Origin of the sequence: Acinetobacter sp. (assembly GCF_036659555.1) — a bacterium.
Lineage (GTDB): Bacteria > Pseudomonadota > Gammaproteobacteria > Pseudomonadales > Moraxellaceae > Acinetobacter.
Genome location: NZ_JAVXCI010000009.1, coordinates 1 through 17,906 on the forward strand (window position 1 = coordinate 1; position 17,906 = coordinate 17,906).

The following is a 17,906-nucleotide window of genomic DNA, read 5'->3' on the forward strand; positions in this document are numbered from 1 at the left end:
TCTGGGTCTATTCCAATACAGAACCTATGAGCAACATCTTTGACTACCTGCCTTGGTACATAGAAACCAAAGCGGGTTGGCAAACAGCAGATGTAAAACGCTGGAAACCGCATGGCAAAGGCCTGGTTGTTTCGCTGAAAGGTGTGGCTGACCGCACGGCAGCGGATAATCTGGTTGGCGCAAATGTCTGGATATCAAAATCGCAGCTGCCTCAGGCGGGTGTGGACGAGTATTACTGGTCAGATTTGAAAGGCTTAACCGTGTTGGGCCTGGACGAAGAAGAGCAGGAAGTCAATCTCGGTCAAATCCACGAACTGTTTGAAACAGGCGCTAACGACGTGATGGTGGTTCGCGCAACACCTGACAGCGTTGACGGCGAAGAGCGCATGATTCCATGGCATAAAGATGTGGTGCAGCGGGTTGATCTCGAAGCTGGTCGCATCTACGTGAATTGGGGCGTAGATTATTAATCCTTTAAGGATTGGCGCAGCAGGAAAATAGAGGAGTCTGCGGTGTTTTTTGCAGTCATAACGCTTTTTCCTGAAATGTTTGAAGCGATTACAGCCTACGGTATCAGCGGGCGCGCAGCGAAGCGTGAGATTGTGCAAGTTCATTGCATTAATCCGCGGGAATTTGCTGAGGGCAACTACAAGCGGGTGGATGAACGTCCATTTGGCGGCGGCCCGGGCATGGTGATGATGGCTGAGCCTTTGGCGAAAGCAATCCAGCGTGCCAAACAGCTTGCAGAGCAGGCGGGAGCGGTTCATGTTCCTGTGGTGTATATGTCGCCGCAAGGAAAAACCTTAAATGAGCCTGCAGTGCAGCAATTTGCCGAATATGACGGATTGATTGTGCTGTGCGGACGCTATGAAGGTGTCGATGAGCGTTTGATCCAGAAATATGTTGATCAGGAATGGTCAATTGGAGACTACGTTTTATCGGGTGGAGAGCTTCCTGCGATGGTTTTATTGGACAGCATTATCCGGAGGCTTCCGGGTGCAATGTCTGATGAGCAGTCTCATGTGCAAGACTCATTTGTGGATGGTCTTTTGGACTGCCCGCAATATACCAAGCCAGACCATTTTGAAGGTTTAGATGTCCCGGAAGTCTTAAAGTCGGGACACCATGCCAATATTGAGAAATGGCGGTTTTTGCAGCGTTATCAGCGAACCAAAGAACGCCGGCCTGAGCTGGTGGAAAATGTAGCGTTGACGAAGCAGCAAAAGAAATGGCTAAAAGATTTGGATACTTAATAAAAGTATCCTTTTAATAGGCTCTTTATGCATTGAAGTGGTCAGGCATAAAGGGAAAGATAATCGGGTCTATGCGCTTTAGCCTCTATACCCAGCGGATCTCAGACCTCTTCTGACCCGCACATATTGGAGATACCCACATGAGCGGTAAGCATCCTTTAGTACAAGCTGTTGAAAATGCACAGTTAAAATCAAATATCCCTGCTTTTGCGCCAGGTGACACAGTCATCGTTCAAGTAAAAGTAAAAGAAGGTGAGCGTGAGCGTCTTCAGGCATTTGAAGGCGTTGTAATCGCTAAGAAAAACCGTGGCTTGAACTCTGCGTTCACAGTGCGCAAAATCTCTAGCGGTGTTGGTGTTGAGCGTGTATTCCAAACTCACTCGCCAATCGTTGCCGGCATCGAAGTGAAACGCCGCGGTGATGTTCGCCGCGCTAAGCTTTATTACCTGCGCGAATTGTCTGGTAAAGCTGCACGTATCCGTGAAAAATTGCCAGCTCGCAAAGTTAAAGCTTAATTCTAAGTTTTACACGAGTTTAAAAAATGCGCCTTTTGGCGCATTTTTTATATCTGCGATTTAGGGCCTGCTGACATTGCATAAGGCGAATTGTCAGCAGGCTCTGGTTTTACAGCCCCTGCAGCTTCAAGCGGCTGGCATGCTGGCGGTAAACATCTACCGGGTCGGGCGCAAACAGCGCTTTTAATCCCAGCACTTGGTTGACTTCATCCAAGTGGTTCCAGTTATAGTCATCGCGGACGGTTTTGCCGAATTTAGCGCTGCATCTGGAGACTAAGCCGTCGTTATCTTTGCCGCCGTCAATCAGCAGGCTGGTGAGCTTGAGCGCGGAGTCCGGGTCCAGCAGGTTGGTTACGGTGCCGGCGCCTGCAAATGAGTAGCTGTAAATGCCCTGATCCAGCAGTTTGCCGTCAGCGCAGGCGGATGCCGGCATGCCTAAGGGGAATTTGGCATTAAACTGGGCTGCGCCGGCAAGCGTCAGGCTTTTGCCTCCGGCTAAGGCGTCATGCGGATAGCTGTCCGGGTTTAAGCCTTGCGCCCAAGGTAATGGCTTTGGAGAACAGGTTCACCGCGCCGGCTAAAGGCGCTTCAGCAGCCGTGCCTTCGGCTTTCAGCACCAGGTCTGCAACCGGCGAGCCCTGGTGCGGGCCAGCAATGCTGGTCAGGGAAGCGACCACATCAGGGCGCACGCCGGCCACATAGCGGATGGTTGGCCCGCCATGCGAATGGCCGATCAGATTGACTTTGGGCGCGCCGGTAATGGCGCGGATTTCCAGCACCTGCTGCAGCAGCTGTTCGCCGCGCACTTCTGTGGAGTTGAAAGGCGAGACGCGGGTTGCCCAGGCGCTGGCGCCGTTGCGCGCCAGATCAGGCAGAATCTGATACCAGTAATCCACACCGAGCGGATCTGCTCCCACGCTAATGAAACCGGCCATGCCGTGGCTGAACACCAGCGGATACTTGGTCTTGGCATAGCTTGAGCTGACTTGGCTTGCCGTGACCTGCACAGCCTGCGACGCGGTTGCCGCATTTATGCAGGCTGCGGACAGCAGGCCTGCAAGCAGAAATCCATGTTTCATGAACAATCCTCAATTTCTTATTTTAAGTTTCCGGCAATTCATAGTGCCGATTTTGCCAAGGCGGCGCAGATGTCCTATTGGCTTGCGCCTGAAAGTCCTGCATTCCTTGATCCGCTGTTATTGTTATCGCCGATTTTTCGTCCAGTGAAGCGGGCGCCAGGCTATTTTTTCATGATATTGAATTAATTCCATGTCAATTCAGGTCAGGAAATGTGCGCAGATGTCATATTTTTTAAGACGCCGGCGCGCTTCAGCGGCGTGCAGGCTGTTGATTGCAGTTTGACGCAGAGAGGAGATAAGGGGATTTTAGATGGTGCTGCCGGAAAAAGTAAAGGGCGCTGCTGCGCCCTTTACTGGCTTTATGCTTCTTAGAGGCCCTGCAGGCGGAGCCGGTTGGCGTGCTGGCGGTACAGGGCCACCGGATCCGGCGAGAAAATGCTGCGCAGGCCGAATACCATATTCACTTCGTCCAGATGATTGTGCCTGTAGTTGTCGCGGATGACTTGGCCCAGATGCGTGCTGCAGCGCCCGACCAGCCCGTCATTGTCGGTATTGCCGTAAGCCAGAGGCGCCAGCTGGCTGATTGCCGTGTCCAGCACATCCAGCAGATTGGTGGTTTGCGCTGTGCCGGTCCATGAATAATAGCGGACGCCTTTTTCAAGCGCAGCGCCGGAGCTGCTGCAGCTGGATGCCAAGGCTGCGGTTGGAAATTTCTGATTAAAGGCCGCCGCGCCTTTTTCACTGATTGACGCCAGCGAGGCATTCATATTGACCGGAAGCCTGGAGTTGCCTTCAGCCCAAGTGATAATCGGCCCCAGCAGCTGTCCGCCCAGTACCCCGAAGAGGGAATTCAGCCCTTTGCTTTCCTGGATTTTATCTGCAACCAGCGAGCCGCGGAAGGTTCCCGCCACGCCAGTGACGGATGCAACATACTGCGGCTTGACCGCAGCCACGTAGCGGACGGTCGGGCCGCCATGCGAGTGGCCGATTAAATTGACTTTGTCCAGCCCGGTAATGGCGCGGACTTCTTCGACCTGGCTCAGCAGCTGTTCGCCGCGCACTTCTGTCGACTCCAGCGGAGAGACTTGGGCGGCGAAGGCATTGGCGCCGTTGCGGGCCAAATCCGGCAGAACCTGATAAAAGTAGTCCATGCCGAAACTGTCAAAGCCGACGCGGGTAAAGCCGAACATGCCGTGGGTAAACAGAATCGGGTATTTGGTTTTGGCATAGTCCGATGCTGCGCTGGCGGTGACATGCTGCAGGCCTTCAGCTGCCTGCGCGGACTGCAGGCCGATTAAACCGGCGCCGGCAAGCAGGGCTGCGGTGAGCAGGGTATTTTTATTCTTCATTGATTTCATCCTGAATCAAAATTATTTGAAATATTTTTTAATGGGTGTTTATTCGCTGTACGGCAGTTTTCCTCCCTGATCATGAACGGATTCAAAAGTGCTGGCCCGCAGCTGCTCCTCCTGGTTCGGAAAATGCTGATTGCGCAGCTGCTGCACGGCTTTCTGCTTGGCGTCATCGCTCATGCCGCTTTGCAGGATGCTGTCGCGTTCCGCCAGATAGCCATTGACATTGCTTTTCCAGTCAGCGCGCTGCGTGTCTAGAGCTTCCAGGCGCTGCGCGGCTTCCGGGCCGACTAGGCTGGTGCGCATTTGCTGGATTTCCGCGGCCGAACCGCCGCGCGCTTTAATATCCGCGGTCAGCTTGCGCAGGTCTTCCAGTTTGTTCAGCTGTTCCAGATTTTCTTTCCAGTCTTGCGGCAGCTCATCAAACAGCGCCTTCAGTTTTCCGGCTTTTTCGCCTTCACTGAGTTTTTTGTCATTCATCACCTCCATGCGCTTGAGGGTGTATTCATGGTAGGTATTTTCGGCGCCGAACAGGCCTTCAATTTCATAATCAGAGAAAAACTGCCTGCGCAGGTTCTGCATGCTGTCATAAATGGCGCGGTAATACTGCGGATCGTCCTGGCTGATATTCGGCGCCTGCAGGCCGCCCAGGCGCTCACGGTAATCCATATAGCGCGACCACAGCGCTAAAATCTGCGACAGTGACGGCTCCTTATAGCTTTGCCGGATATAGGCGCTGAAATCTTTTTTAATCTGATCAATGGATTTTTCGCCGTACTGGGTAATGAAATATTCGAAACAGTTGCGGGTCTGCTCATTCACAAGCAGGCGCTGCGCGCCGTCGAGCCTCATCTGGCAGTTGATTTCAGTATCCTGCTGGCTGGGGCTGAAAAAGGGCGCGCCAGCCGGATTGCGCGCCTGCGCCTGCATGGCATGGCTGCTTGCGGCAGCTGCGGGCTGGCCTGAGTTTTGCGCGGCGGCCTGCCTATCCTGCGGCGTCAGCCAAAAAATCAATGCGCCAATCGCCAGAACCGCGGCGGTTATCCATAACTTCTGTTTCGGCATATCCTCATGCACCTTTTTTCTGTTTTATTGGTTTTATAATTCATGCAATGGGTCTGAATATGCCATAAATGAAGCACAAAATCACAGAAATGTTGTAAATATTCAGTTACCATTGCGCTGTTTCCTCTCGCCTATTTTCTGCCATGAAATCATCCTCTCCTAAAATTCAGCGTCGTCATATCAGCGGTGTTTTTCTGCTCAATAAGCCGCTGGGCATCAGCTCCAATGCGGCCCTGCAGCGGGTCCGCTGGCTGTACCGCGCGCAAAAAGCGGGGCATACCGGCGCATTAGACCCGCTGGCTTCCGGCCTGCTTCCCATCTGCCTGGGCGAGGCGACCAAGTTCTCACATTACCTGCTGGATTCGGTCAAGCGCTATCAGACCACAGTGTTTTTAGGCCGCAGCACCACCACCGGAGATACCGAAGGCGAAGCGCTGCTGGAGCAGGCTGTGCCTGAATTGACTGAGGAAAAAATCCTGCAGGCGCTGCAGCAGTTCACCGGCGGGATTATGCAAGTGCCGCCGATGTATTCGGCGCTGAAAAAACAAGGCCGTCCGCTGTATGAGCTGGCGCGCCAAGGCATTGAAATTGAGCGTGAAGCGCGGCCGGTGACGATTGAGGCTATTCAGCTGCTTTCGTTTACCGCAAACAGCATCACTTTGGATGTCACCTGCTCCAAAGGCACTTATATCCGCGTATTGGGTGAGGATATCGCCAAGGCGCTGGGCACGCAGGGCCATTTGACCTATCTGCACCGCATTCAGACCGGGCATTTTGCATTGATTCCAAGCTATACCATTGAATATCTGGAAAGCCTGAGCGAAGCAGAGCGTGAAGCGCTGCTGCTGCCGGCCTATGCGCCGGTTGATCATTTGCCGAAAGTGCAGGCGCCTGAAGGCCGCGCGGAATACTTCAGCCGCGGCATGGAGAGCAATATCGAACATGAGGCAGCGCCTGAAGTGCTGGTATTTGACGGCGGCAAATGCCTAGGGCTTGCGGAAATTACTGAGCGCAAGCGCCTTGTGCCGAAACGGGTGTTGAACCTGTAATCTTCAGCCCGCAAGACCTGCTTATTTATCTTTAAGGCTGAAACTGTGGAAATTGAAATAATCTTAAGCCTGCTGTTTTTTGCATTTTTTGCCGGGGCAATTGACGCTGCGGTAGGCGGCGGGGGGCTGATTCAAATTCCAGCGATTATGAATGCCATGCCGCAGCTGGCGCCTGCAACCGTATTCGGCACCAATAAGCTGTCATCTATTTGCGGCACGGCCTCGGCAGCCTATTCATTCCTGCGCAAAGTCAGGCTGCGCTGGAAACTGCTGGCGGTGATTGCCGGCTGCGCATTTGTCAGCTCCTTTGCCGGCGCGGCCTGCGTTTCCATGATTCCGAAAGAAGTGCTGCGCCCTTTTGTGCTGCTGATGCTGATTGTCATTGCCATCTATACCTTTATGAAAAAGCAGTTCGGGCAGGTGCATACCTATCAGGAGCTGACGCCTCAAATCCTGCTGCTGGCCGCCGCCGGCAGTCTGGCGATTGGCTTTTATGACGGGATTTTCGGCCCAGGCACCGGCAGTTTTTTTATTTTCTTTTTCATCCGCTATTTAAAGGCTGATTTTCTGCATGCATCGGCGCTGTCTAAAATTGCCAATTTAACCACCAATATCGCAGCGCTGAGCTTCTTTGCGCCAACCGGGCATGTGCTGTTTGCTGTTGGCGGCATGATGGCGGCGGCAAATGTCCTAGGCTCAATTGTTGGTGTACGGGCGGCGCTGAAATACGGCAGCGGCTTTATCCGCATTCTGTTTCTGGTTTTGGTCAGCGTGCTGATTATGCGCTTGGGCTATCAGATGCTGACCGGCCAAGCCTGAACCGCATTTGACAGGCGGATGCTGCCGGGGCGAAGGCATCAAAGCGGGCATTCGGCCTGAAACATGCGCTGCCCGCGCATGCGGCTGGGCTGCAGTGCTTTTATGGGGATTCAGCGGCCTTGCTGGAGGATGACCTGAGTGTCACGCCCACAGAGGCGGCCATGACGCACAGCAGCGCCAGCCACTGCAGTGCGCCGATTTTTTCACCCAGCAGCAGCAGCCCGGCTAAGGCGGCTAAGGCCGGGGAGAGGCTGGAAAGCGTGCCGTAGCTGAGCTTATTCAGCTGCTTCAAGGCTTTTAAATCCAGAGCGTAGGGAATGGCTGTGGCCAATACCGCAATCGCCAGGGCTTTGCCCCAGTACTGGGTTTCCAGCAGGGCGGGCGCATTGAGGTATAAGCCAATCGGCAGCAGAATCAGGGCGGAGAGGCAGATGGCGATGGTCAGGGCATGCATGCCGATATTTTGATGCACGACTTTCTGGCCGAAGTAAATGTAAAACGCCCAGCACAGCCCCGCGCCCAAGGCGCAGGCCGCGCCAAAAATAGAAAAATCTGCGCTTGCCGCCTGCCCCCACGGCACCATTAAGGCAATGCCGGCAATCGCCAGCAGCACCCAGACATAGTCGCTGCGGCGCTGAATGGACAGCAGCGCCAAGCCTAAGGGGCCAATAAACTCCAGTCCTACTGCAATGCCTTGCGGCAGCTTGCCCAGCGACATATAGAACAGCACATTCATCACGCACAGCGCAGCGCTGTAGCACAGCAGATCGCGCCATTTTAAAAACGGCAGGCGCTTGAAAATCTGCCATGAACGGAACATCACGCAGACAATGACCGCTGCGAAGCACAATCTTAAAATCGTGACGCTCAGCGGGTCCAGCACGCTAAACAGCTGCTTGGCGAAAGATGCGCTGATTTGATAGGAAATCATCGACAGCACCATGTACAGCACGGCTATAAGTTGAGCATTTGGCATAGGACGGTCGGCCGTTCAGGCTGGGCAAAGGGATTGCTGGATTATAGCAGCAATTGCGGAATAAAAAGATCATCTGCGCTGCCTGACGCCGCTATGAATTTGCGTGAAAAGCGCTGCTGAATTGAAAAAACCTTTTTCGCTTACCAAGCCCCAAACCATTCTATAAATTTTAATTTCGGTTTAAAAAGCAGAGATTGTACGCTCTTAAGCTTTAGCGCTTGCACTGCCTCATTTTTGCTTCTTAAATGCCTTTGCGCAGGCAAGTCCCTGCTTTGGAAAGCTCCGCTGCGCATCAAAAACAGGCAAAAGCTTTTTGCTGCCTATGCGCAGCATCCCTGCCGCGTGCGCGTATCCGAAGTTTTTTATTTAACTATGGAACAGCCGCGGTTCCAGAGATTGAGTTTAAAAGCGGTAAGACTCCGCCGTGAATGGCTAAAGGTTTAAGGAATTTATTGCAAGTTCTTTGAACTGATCAGCATTTTTACTGGCGCAGCTTTTCTTCCGTCAGTTTCTTGGCCCGCTGCGTGGTAAAGGTGCAGCCGATGGATGCGCCGATAATGACCGCCAAAGCCAGCCATTGCGTCCAAAGCAATTGCTCATTCAGGAAGACAAAGCCTGAAAGCGCGGCAATCGCCGGCTCCAGGCTGGTCAAGGTGCCGAAAATCAAAGGCGACAGGCTGCGCAGCGCGATCATTTCCAAAGAAAAAGGCAGGGCGCTGGCAATAATTGCCAGCGCCAGGAAGTAGGCTAAATTTTCAGGCTCAAAAACCGCCGCGGTCATGCCGGAAAACAGCGCAACCGGCATCAGGCACAGCATGCCGACAAACATGCCCAGGCATACCGTATGATTGCCGGAAACGCCGGAAGGCTTCTGCCCGGAAACAATATACAGCGCCCAGCAGGCGCCTGCGCTCAGCGCAAACAGAATGCCCAGCGGGTCGAGCTGCTGGGCTGCCTGATCAAAAGGAAACAGCAGCGCCAGGCCTGCAACCGCCAGCCCAACCCAAATAAAATCGAACTTTTGCCGCGCATGGTACAGCGCAACGCTTAAGGGGCCGATAAATTCAAAAGAAACCGCAATGCCCAGCGGCAGGCGTTCAAGCGACAGGTAAAACAGCGCATTCATGCCGGCCAAGGCGCCGCCGTAGCTGATGATGGCTTTCCAGTTCACCTGGCTGAAATTAATCCGCCAAATTTTAAACAGCAGCGCCAGAATCAGCGCGCCTAACATCAGGCGCATGACGGATACGGTCATTACCGAAAACTGGCCGAACAGGATTTTGGCCAGCGAGCCGCTGCCCTGCATGCTGATCATGGCGATAAACAGCAGAATCAGCGCCTGCGCATGCGGCCTATTGTTAAAATTTGGCATAGTCTAAATTTGGTTTTGATTTCTCAGTGAGCGGAAGGGGAGAAATAAAAGCTTTAAAATAAAAAAGCCACAGTCCAAAGACTGTGGCTTTCAATACGGAATGAATTAGAACAATACGCGGACGCGGATTGTGCCTTCAACTTCGTTTAAGGTATCCAGCGCTTCTTTAGAGGCGGTCGCATCAACGTCCATCACTAAATAGCCGACATCGCCTTTAGTCATGAGCGACTGGCCGGAGATGTTGATGCCGTGTTCAGCAAACAGGTTGTTGATTTTAGACAGGACGCCCGGCACGTTGCGGTGAATGTGCAGCAGGCGGTGCTTGCCTTCGGTCAATGGCAGCGCGATTTCCGGGAAGTTCACCGCAGACAGGGTCATGCCTTTGTCTGAGTAAGCCACGAATTTTTCCGCCACTTCAAGGCCGATGTTGGCTTGCGCTTCCATGGTTGAACCGCCGACGTGCGGGGTCAAAATCACGTTTGGCAGGTTGCGCAGCGGAGAAACGAATTCTTCGCCATTGGCTTTCGGCTCTTTCGGGAAGACGTCAACCGCAGCGCCGGCAATTTGGCCAGACTTGATTGCGCCTGCAAGGTCTTCAATGATAACGCAAGTGCCGCGGGCCGCGTTGATGAAGATTGAACCTTCTTTCATCTGCGCGAACTGCTCTTTGGTCATAAAGTTGCGCGTAGACGGGACATCCGGCACGTGCAAAGACACCACATCGGCGTTGGCCAGCAATTCGCCTAAGCTGCCGACTTGACGCGCGTTGCCTAAAGGCAATTTGGTCACTGTATCAAAATAGATCACTTTCATGCCCATGCTTTCAGCCAGAACTGAAAGCTGGGAACCGATTGAGCCGTAACCCACGATGCCTAAAGTTTTGCCGCGTGTTTCAAATGAACCCGCTGCAGATTTGTTCCAGCCGCCTGCATGCGTATCTGTCGATTTCTCAGGCACGCGGCGCAGCAGCAGAATCGCTTCCGCCAAGACCAGTTCAGCCACTGAACGGGTATTGGAATACGGCGCGTTAAATACTGGAATGCCGCGGATCATGGCGGCATTTAAGTTCACCTGGTTGGTGCCGATGCAGAAACAGCCCACAGCAATCAGTTTATTCGCCGCTTCAAAAACTTCTTCAGTCAATTGAGTGCGCGAACGAATGCCGATGAAATGCGCATCTTTAACCGCTTCTTTCAGCGCTTCGCCTTCAAGCGCAGTTTTGCGGTAATCGATGTTGGTGTATCCGGCAGCATTTAAAGTGTCGATGGCGTTTTGATGAACGCCTTCTAACAGCAAGAAACGAATTTTATCTTTAGGCAGGGAAAGATGTTGGCTCATTACGGCTCCGCTACAAAGGCCAAATTTAGTGGCGGTATAATAGCATAGGACAATGTCCGATATACATTTCCTTTATGGCGGGCGCGCCGGGTATTTTGCCGGAATATGTGTCAAAACTTGTCGCGTGCGGTCTAATTAAGCCTGTAATTTCAAAGGCGACATTGCAAAAGCCGCAATTTCTGCGGGATTTTCTGAAAAATGCCTTATAATGCGCATTCGTGAAAAAAGGTTTCCAGCCCAGCGCGCCTTTGATCCTCACGGCTGTCTAAGGCTTGTTCAGTGGTCATGCTTGCACAACTGAATGATTTATAGACCATTTACAACTTGTTTACTTCTTGCAAGGTCTGAAAACGATGAACGCTCCAGTCGCTTTAACCCCAGAGTTATTGACCCAATTGACCGCTATTGTAGGTGAAAACCGCATTAAAACCGATGCGGACAGCCTCGAAAATTGGGGCCGTGACCATACCAAGCACTTCGACCCGAACCCGTCAGTCATCGTTTTTCCTTCCTCAACAGAACAAGTGCAGGCGATTGTCAAGCTGGCGAACCAGTTCAACACGGCCATTACCCCAAGCGGCGGCCGCACAGGCCTGTCTGCCGGCGCTGTAGCGGCCAATGGCGAAATCGTGGTCAGCATGGACAAAATGAACCAGATTCTGGAATTTTTCCCGGCTGACCGCATGGTGCGCGTGCAGGCTGGCGTGGTGACGGAACAGCTGCAGAATTATGCCGAAGAGCAGGGCATGTATTACCCGGTGGATTTCGCCTCTGCGGGTTCATCGCAAATCGGCGGCAACATCGGCACCAATGCCGGCGGCATTAAAGTGATTAAATACGGCATGACCCGCAACTGGGTGCTGGGCCTGACTGTAGTGACAGGCAAGGGCGATGTGCTGCGCCTGAACAAAGGCATGATTAAAAATGCCACCGGCTATGCGCTGCAGCATTTATTCATTGGCGGCGAAGGCACTTTGGGCCTGGTGACTGAAGCTGAAATCAAGCTGGAGCGCCAGCCGCAGGATCTGCAGGTGATGGTGCTGGGCGTGCCGGATTTTGAGGCGGTGATGCCGGTGCTGCATGCCTTCCAGGCCAAAATTGACCTGACCGCATTTGAATTCTTTGGCGAACTGGCGATGCAGAAAGTGCTGGCCAATGGCCATGTGCAGCGCCCGTTTGAAACGGAATGTCCATTCTATGTCCTGCTGGAATTTGAAGCGCCGTTTGAGCCGATTATGGACAAGGCGATGGAAATTTTTGAGCATTGCATGGAGCAGGGCTGGGTGCTGGATGGCGTGCTGAGCCAAAGCCTGGATCAGGTTGAAAGCTTATGGCGCCTGCGTGAAGACATTTCCGAGTCGATTGCGCCGTTTACGCCGTACAAAAACGATATTTCTGTGCTGATTACCCATGTGCCTGCCTTCATTAAAGAAATTGATGAAATTGTGGCATCCAATTACCCGGACTTTGAAATCTGCTGGTTCGGCCATATCGGCGACGGCAACCTGCATTTGAATATTTTGAAGCCTGCGGACTTAAGCAAAGACGAATTCTTTGCCAAATGCCAAGTGGTGAATAAATATGTATTTGATACGGTTAAAAAATATGACGGTTCAATTTCTGCAGAACATGGCGTGGGCATGACCAAAAAGCCTTATTTGGACTACTCGCGTTCAGCGGAAGAAATTGAATACATGAAGGCCTTGAAGCAAGTATTCGACCCGAAGGGCATTATGAATCCGGGCAAATTATTTGATCTTTAATTTTTAAGGTTGAACCAAGGGCGCATCGGAAGATGCGCTTTTTTATGCCATAAAAACAGGCTTACATTTGGCTTATAGTGTAATGCGGATTAAGACGGCATGATGAGCCGGGAAAATGTAAATTGGGGAAAAAGATGATGTTGCGACTATTGGCGGTTTCTGCGCTGTGCCTGAGTGTTTTGTCTGGCTGCGCGGCCGCGCAGAAAATTGCGCATAAAGACGGCAGTTCGGATACGCCACTTGCGCAAGTGCTGAAAGAGCGCCCGGATTTGCGCAAGGAATTGGCGACGGTGGAAATCCGCCAGTATTTCAACCGCGTGGAGTCGCCGACGGCTGCCGAAGTGAAAGTGACTGAAACAGGCTTGATGGATGATTCTGTGCGTTCAGTCCGCACCATTTACCGCTTTAAGAATGTAGCGGGTGACTGGGAGCGCACCAGCATGCAGAAGGAATATCAGTGCCAGCGCGGAAAAAATACCAAGGCTTTCCAAACTGCTGTTTGTCCTTAATAAAACTTTGAATTATTGTTGAAAATTAAGCTTTAAGGCCTCATCAAAAGCGTATCGGTGGATGTAATGCCAGTCACTTAAGAAATTGACTGGCATTTTATTTTTAAATTCTAAATTTTCTTTGATACGCGGAAGCGTCATCCGCAACCTGAGCAAGAATAAAAGCACTGCTTTTATTTGAAGCGCAAGGCGGAGCGGTGATCTTTGAAATGGACTGTTTTTGCGACGAAAGCTGTTTAAGTGCAGAAAGTGAACAGGTTTCGCGGATGACAAATGCTTTTGGTTCTTTTGGCGAAACAAAAGAACAAAACGAGCTCCAAATATTGAATTTAAAAACGGTAAGACTCCGCCGTGAATGGCCAAAAAGTTAAGGAATTTATTGTAAAACCCCTTAACTGATTAGCATTATATCGGTGGATGTGCTTTTTTAATTTGGGTAATAACAGCAATGAATATTTTAATTATGGGGAATGGCGTTGATTAGCTTGCGAAGTATGCAATAGAAAACTGGAGTAAATCTGAATGAGGGGGAATAGCTTGAATTTAAAGAAAATCCAAAAAATATAATGAAAAATGCTATAAATTCAGATGATTTATAAAAGACATGAATACAATAAATATCCAACAAGAAATCCAGAACTTATTTAAAGACCGTGACGATCATCCGCTTTTTTATATTGAAAGTGGCAGCCGTCTATGGGGGATGGCAAGCCCAGACAGCGATTATGACGTGCGGGGTTTCCACCTGCCATCCAAAGCGCAATATTACGACTACCGCCAGCATCGTGATTTGATTGAAGTCATGGATGGGGATTTTGACTTTGTATCATTTGATCTGAATAAAATGTTTAGCCTGTTTGCCAAAAGCAACCCGACTGTTCTGGAATGGGTACGCGCGCATATTGTTTATTCTAATCAGTTCCCTGAATGGGAAAAATTCAGAGATGGACTGCTGAAACGGATAGATTATAAAGCCCTGTATTATCATTACTTATCACTTGCCAAAGGCGGCATGAATGTCATGCAAACGGCTGATAATTTTACATATAAAAAAGTATTTTATTCGATCCGCGGCTTAATGTCCGCAGAGTTGGCAACACAGCAGATTATGCCTGAACTGCTGATTACTGAATTATTTGAACAAGCTGATGCCAATGATCCATTGCGGCAGTGGGCGGAAAATTATTTAGAAATTAAAAAACAGCAGAAAGAAAAAGCGCAGTTGCCCGCAGTGGAACAAACTCAAATTTTGAAATTATTGAATGATAAAATTGAAGCCTTAAACCTGAAAGCCATTGAGCCGACTAATGATTTAGAAAAATTACAGCAATATTTAACTGAGTATAGCTTTAGTTTAAAAAAACATTTTTATGGTTAATTGAGCCAGCGGCTTTGCACCATCAATCCCGGCATTTTCCATTAATCAGGAAATGCCGTTTTACCATATTTATTGCTCAATCACATCGGCCCGAATATTTAAAATCCACTGCGCTGCCTAAAATTGCCGGCGGGCATCCGCACCGCAGCTTGAAGCGCTTCGCTTGCCTAAGCTTAAATCATTGCAGAATAACGCATCAAAAATCAGCAACACAATTGCGCCAAACACTGCTAGAATGAACCTGCTTAACCCTGCGGGTGTACAGGCTTAAGCGCATTTAACTCACCCAAAACATTTATTGTCTTTATAAGCGCCCTGTGAATACGGCGTAAAACTGCGCGAATTTCTCGCGATTTCCTGAAAATTTTAATTATTTTTTACAGTGCTTGTCATTGGGCTGACGCGTCTCTCCCCGAAACTAGACCGTGCCCAATCCTGTACGCAATCATATATGTAGATAACAATGCAAAACGTACAAACTGCGGTTCTCAGCCGCGCCACGCTGATGTTTCCATTGGCGCTGGTGTTATTTGAATTCTCCGTCTATATCGGCAACGATCTAGTGCAGCCGGCCATGCTGGCCATCACCAAAGACTTTGGCGTCAGCAGCGCGTGGGCGCCATCATCCATGTCCTTCTATCTGCTGGGCGGCGCCTGCGTGGCTTGGCTGCTGGGGCCATTGTCAGACCGTCTGGGCCGCAAAAAAGTGCTGCTCGGCGGCGTGGCGTTTTTCACTATCTGCTGCCTGCTGATTTTACTGACCCATAATATTGAAAGCTTTCTGGCCCTGCGCTTTCTGCAGGGCTTCGGGCTGTCGGTGATTTCCGCTGTGGGCTATGCGGCCGTTCAGGAAACCTTTGAAGAGCGCGATGCCATTAAAGTCATGGCGCTGATGGCGAATATTTCCCTGCTTGCGCCACTGCTTGGCCCTGTGCTGGGCGCGTTTTTAATTGATCATGTCTCTTGGCATTGGGGCTTTATCGGCATTGCGCTGTTGTCCTTTCTCAGCTGGTTCGGCTTGAAAGCCAAAATGCCGAAACAGCAGGCCAGCCTGCCGAAACAGCCTTTCAGCCATATTTTTGATGATTTTAAGCGGGTGTTTAAAAATAAGCGCTTTCTTGGATTAACCATTGGCTTGCCGATGGTGGCGATGCCGCTGATGCTGTGGATTGCGCTGTCGCCCGTGATGCTGGTGGAAGAGCTGGGCCTCAGCAGCCTGCAGTATGGCTTGGCGCAGTTCCCGGTGCTGGGCGGCCTGATTCTGGGCAATATCGTGCTGATTAAAATCATCGACAAGCTGCCTTTAGGCAAAACCGTGCTGATTGGCCTGCCGCTGATGCTTGCCGGTACTGCGGTTGTCGTCGCCGGCCTGCTCTTCCCGCAATATTTCCTGCACTGCGTTATTTTAGGCATGACGCTGGTCAGTTTTGGCGAAGGCATCAGCTTTTCGGTGCTGTACCGCTTTGCCCTGATGTCTTCTGATGTGTCTAAAGGTACGGTGGCGGCTTCGGTTTCGGTGCTGATGATGTTCAGCTTTTTCTTTGTGATTGAGCTGGTGCGCGTACTGTATGAACACTTGCATATTTGGGCTTATGGCGTGTCCTGCTTTGCCTTAATCGCGTTGTGGTTCAGTTTCCCGCGTGCCATGCTGAACAAGGTGCTGCAGCAGCGGAAGGCGGAAGGGCAGTTTTAAGGCTAGGCAACTGCCCCTGTGAATGGGGCATGCCAGTCAGTTAAGCATTTTAATCTTCCCCCTTGCGCAGCAATGCTGCTCACCTTTGAAAAGAAGGATTGGGGAGGATTAAAAATGCTGAACGGCCCGGGAGCATTTTAAAGGCTTTAAGCTTCGGCTTCCGGCTGCTCTAAATGCTTAATTTTGCGGTCAAACACAAATGGCCCGAAAGGCAGGATGGAAGCGATTAAACCCAGTATAAAAACCTTCAGCGACCATTTCTGCTTTTCACATACCGCAAACAGCACTATTAAAAACACAATAAACAATACGCCATGCCCCATGCCGACATATTTCACTAAAATGGGATTGCCCATCATGTATTTCATCGGCATGGCGATAAACAGGAGAAGCAGGAAGGAAATGCCTTCCAAAAATCCGACAGCGCGTAGAGTTTGAATATTCATGGTCACGTATTAAATTAATGAGAATGAATCTTGAGTGTACTGAAGATTGCGCTGAAAATGAACTGAAAGATGGATTATAAAATGACAGGAATCCTGTATGAGCAGCCCCGCCGCGCAGCAGGGCATGCTGTGGCCTGAATGCGTGGCTATTTAATTTCCTGACGCAGCAGCTCCGTTCTCAGTTGCAGTAGCTCGGGCAAGATTTCCAGCAGCAGGCTGATCTGCTTCAGCACCAGCTGCAGATGGCTGGACAGATACGCCTGCACGTTCAGCATTTTAATTTCCTGCTGCTTCTGCTGAATTTTCAGTTCTGGCAGCGCCTGCTGCTTCAATACAACATTCGCCAAAGTGTCCCTGCACCACAGCATGAAATCCAGCACTTGCGCATCTGGCTGCCCAGCGCTGAAATATAGCTCAGCTGGCTGTGGCTGTAGAGCAAATAACGGCAAGCGCAATCAATCAGCTGCCGGTTGGGGCTTGGCTCCGTGCTCAGGCGGTCAATTCAGGCTGCAAAAAATACCCCGCAGATTGCGCGCATTTAAAAGCAGAACAGCGGATGATCAATCCGCTGTTTTTAATTTCTGCAGGGCTGCGCATAACTCGGAACTTATCCTCAGTTCTGCTTGAAAATGGCCTGCTGCCGGATTATTTAATCACGCCGCAGGCAATCCGCTCACCGCCGCCGCCCAGAGGTTTCGGGCTGTCTGAATAGTTGTCGCCGCCCGCATGCACCATGATGGCCAGGTTTTGAATATCCGCTGCTTTAAGGCGCGGCGCCAGCATGGTGGCTTTGGCTGTGCCGTCGGCTGCTGCGTTCAGCAGTGGCAAGTCGCCCAGATGCCCAGTCAGCGGGCCGCTGTGGCCGGGCGCCTGAGTGGGGTTGTAGTGGCTGCCGGCGGCTAAGGCTGCGCCCATTTTGCCGTCTTTTTCAGCCGGAGCGCAGGAGCCTTTTTCATGAATATGGAAGCCGTGCGGGCCGGGCGGCAGCTGGCTTAAATCGGCAGCAATCACCAGTCCGGCGGCGCTGTCGCGCAGCGCCACCGTGCCGATTTTCTCGCCGATGCCTTGCGCGCTGACCGCGTTGATGGCCACAGTCTGCTGGCTGCCTGCAGCCGGAAGCTGCGCTGTTGTGGCGCAGCCTGAAGCTAGAACCGCAGTCATTGCGCTGGCGGTGCTGAGCCTAAACAGCTTAAATAATGGGGACATAAGGGCATCCTGTCGGTTTTTATGGTTCTGAACCATTGAAGCAGACCGAAAATAGCAATGCCATGAAAATTCAGTGTTTGATTGTAAAGCCTG

General features: G+C 51.3%; 17 protein-coding genes and 2 pseudogenes. 10 read left to right on the forward strand and 9 right to left on the reverse strand.

Annotation, left to right across the window (positions count from 1 at the left end):
• The 3 genes from rimM to rplS all read left to right on the forward strand — a co-directional run.
• Positions 1–470 (forward strand): ribosome maturation factor RimM (gene rimM / locus RSA72_RS02230; RefSeq protein ID WP_332632691.1); only part of this gene is annotated, 470 nt, incomplete at its 5' end.
• A 42-nt stretch (positions 471–512) separates the two neighbouring features.
• The gene (gene trmD, locus RSA72_RS02235; RefSeq protein WP_332632694.1) at positions 513–1,253 is read left to right on the forward strand and encodes a tRNA (guanosine(37)-N1)-methyltransferase TrmD; all 741 of its coding nucleotides are present in this window, start codon (positions 513–515) and stop codon (positions 1,251–1,253) included.
• A gap of 140 nt (positions 1,254–1,393) precedes the next feature.
• Positions 1,394–1,768: a 50S ribosomal protein L19 gene (gene rplS / locus RSA72_RS02240; protein WP_332632697.1), complete on the forward strand. Its 375-nt coding sequence runs from the start codon at positions 1,394–1,396 to the stop codon at positions 1,766–1,768.
• 109 nt (positions 1,769–1,877) lie between these two features.
• On the opposite strand, the pseudogene RSA72_RS02245 reads toward rplS, so the two are convergent.
• A pseudogene (locus RSA72_RS02245) lies at positions 1,878–2,847 on the reverse strand (esterase/lipase family protein).
• Here RSA72_RS02245 and RSA72_RS02250 point away from each other — a divergent pair.
• Positions 2,839–3,033, forward strand: a complete 195-nt coding sequence (locus RSA72_RS02250; RefSeq protein ID WP_332623314.1) for a hypothetical protein — start codon at positions 2,839–2,841, stop codon at positions 3,031–3,033. The pseudogene RSA72_RS02245 and the gene RSA72_RS02250 sit on opposite strands and share 9 nt — an antisense overlap.
• Before the next feature lie 182 nt (positions 3,034–3,215).
• On the opposite strand, the gene RSA72_RS02255 is transcribed toward RSA72_RS02250, so the two are convergent.
• Positions 3,216–4,205 carry an esterase/lipase family protein gene (locus RSA72_RS02255; protein ID WP_332623313.1) on the reverse strand — a complete coding sequence of 330 codons (990 nt, stop codon included), beginning with the start codon at positions 4,203–4,205 and terminating at the stop codon, positions 3,216–3,218.
• A 39-nt stretch (positions 4,206–4,244) separates the two neighbouring features.
• A complete protein-coding gene (locus RSA72_RS02260; RefSeq protein ID WP_332623312.1) occupies positions 4,245–5,264 on the reverse strand; it encodes a lipase secretion chaperone in 1,020 nt (339 codons plus the stop codon).
• A gap of 143 nt (positions 5,265–5,407) precedes the next feature.
• Between RSA72_RS02260 and truB the strand changes: the two genes are divergently transcribed.
• Positions 5,408–6,313, forward strand: a complete 906-nt coding sequence (gene truB, locus RSA72_RS02265) for a tRNA pseudouridine(55) synthase TruB (protein WP_332623310.1) — start codon at positions 5,408–5,410, stop codon at positions 6,311–6,313.
• A gap of 45 nt (positions 6,314–6,358) precedes the next feature.
• Positions 6,359–7,132: a sulfite exporter TauE/SafE family protein gene (locus RSA72_RS02270; RefSeq protein WP_332623309.1), complete on the forward strand. Its 774-nt coding sequence runs from the start codon at positions 6,359–6,361 to the stop codon at positions 7,130–7,132.
• Between the two features lie 100 nt (positions 7,133–7,232).
• Here the strand turns inward: RSA72_RS02270 and RSA72_RS02275 are convergent, their stop codons facing one another.
• From RSA72_RS02275 to serA, 3 genes are all read right to left on the reverse strand, one after another.
• A complete protein-coding gene (locus tag RSA72_RS02275) occupies positions 7,233–8,108 on the reverse strand; it encodes an EamA family transporter (RefSeq protein WP_332623308.1) in 876 nt (291 codons plus the stop codon).
• Between the two features lie 481 nt (positions 8,109–8,589).
• Positions 8,590–9,480, reverse strand: coding sequence for an EamA family transporter (locus RSA72_RS02280; protein WP_332623307.1), 891 nt, complete (start codon positions 9,478–9,480; stop codon positions 8,590–8,592).
• A 105-nt stretch (positions 9,481–9,585) separates the two neighbouring features.
• Positions 9,586–10,818, reverse strand: coding sequence for a phosphoglycerate dehydrogenase (gene serA / locus RSA72_RS02285; protein ID WP_332623306.1), 1,233 nt, complete (start codon positions 10,816–10,818; stop codon positions 9,586–9,588).
• 353 nt (positions 10,819–11,171) lie between these two features.
• On the opposite strand from serA, the gene RSA72_RS02290 reads away from it, so the two are divergent.
• The 4 genes from RSA72_RS02290 to craA all read left to right on the forward strand — a co-directional run bounded on the left by RSA72_RS02290 (position 11,172) and on the right by craA (position 16,161).
• Positions 11,172–12,581 (forward strand): FAD-binding oxidoreductase, encoded by a 1,410-nt coding sequence (locus RSA72_RS02290; protein WP_332621217.1) that lies wholly within the window; start codon positions 11,172–11,174, stop codon positions 12,579–12,581.
• Positions 12,582–12,718: 137 nt separating this feature from the next.
• Positions 12,719–13,090, forward strand: a complete 372-nt coding sequence (locus tag RSA72_RS02295) for a hypothetical protein (protein ID WP_332621218.1) — start codon at positions 12,719–12,721, stop codon at positions 13,088–13,090.
• 613 nt (positions 13,091–13,703) lie between these two features.
• Complete coding sequence (locus tag RSA72_RS02300) at positions 13,704–14,468, forward strand: nucleotidyltransferase domain-containing protein (RefSeq protein ID WP_332621219.1); 765 nt, start codon at positions 13,704–13,706, stop codon at positions 14,466–14,468.
• A gap of 463 nt (positions 14,469–14,931) precedes the next feature.
• Positions 14,932–16,161 carry a chloramphenicol efflux MFS transporter CraA gene (gene craA, locus RSA72_RS02305; protein WP_332621179.1) on the forward strand — a complete coding sequence of 410 codons (1,230 nt, stop codon included), beginning with the start codon at positions 14,932–14,934 and terminating at the stop codon, positions 16,159–16,161.
• Between the two features lie 146 nt (positions 16,162–16,307).
• Here the strand turns inward: craA and RSA72_RS02310 are convergent, their stop codons facing one another.
• The 3 genes and pseudogenes from RSA72_RS02310 to sodC all read right to left on the reverse strand — a co-directional run bounded on the left by RSA72_RS02310 (position 16,308) and on the right by sodC (position 17,813).
• Positions 16,308–16,607, reverse strand: a complete 300-nt coding sequence (locus RSA72_RS02310) for a DUF3817 domain-containing protein (protein WP_332621181.1) — start codon at positions 16,605–16,607, stop codon at positions 16,308–16,310.
• 146 nt (positions 16,608–16,753) lie between these two features.
• Positions 16,754–17,109, reverse strand: a pseudogene (locus RSA72_RS02315) (YccS family putative transporter); the annotation flags it as partial.
• A gap of 143 nt (positions 17,110–17,252) precedes the next feature.
• Positions 17,253–17,813, reverse strand: coding sequence for a superoxide dismutase [Cu-Zn] SodC (gene sodC, locus RSA72_RS02320; RefSeq protein WP_332621183.1), 561 nt, complete (start codon positions 17,811–17,813; stop codon positions 17,253–17,255).
• Positions 17,814–17,906 lie beyond the last annotated feature (93 nt).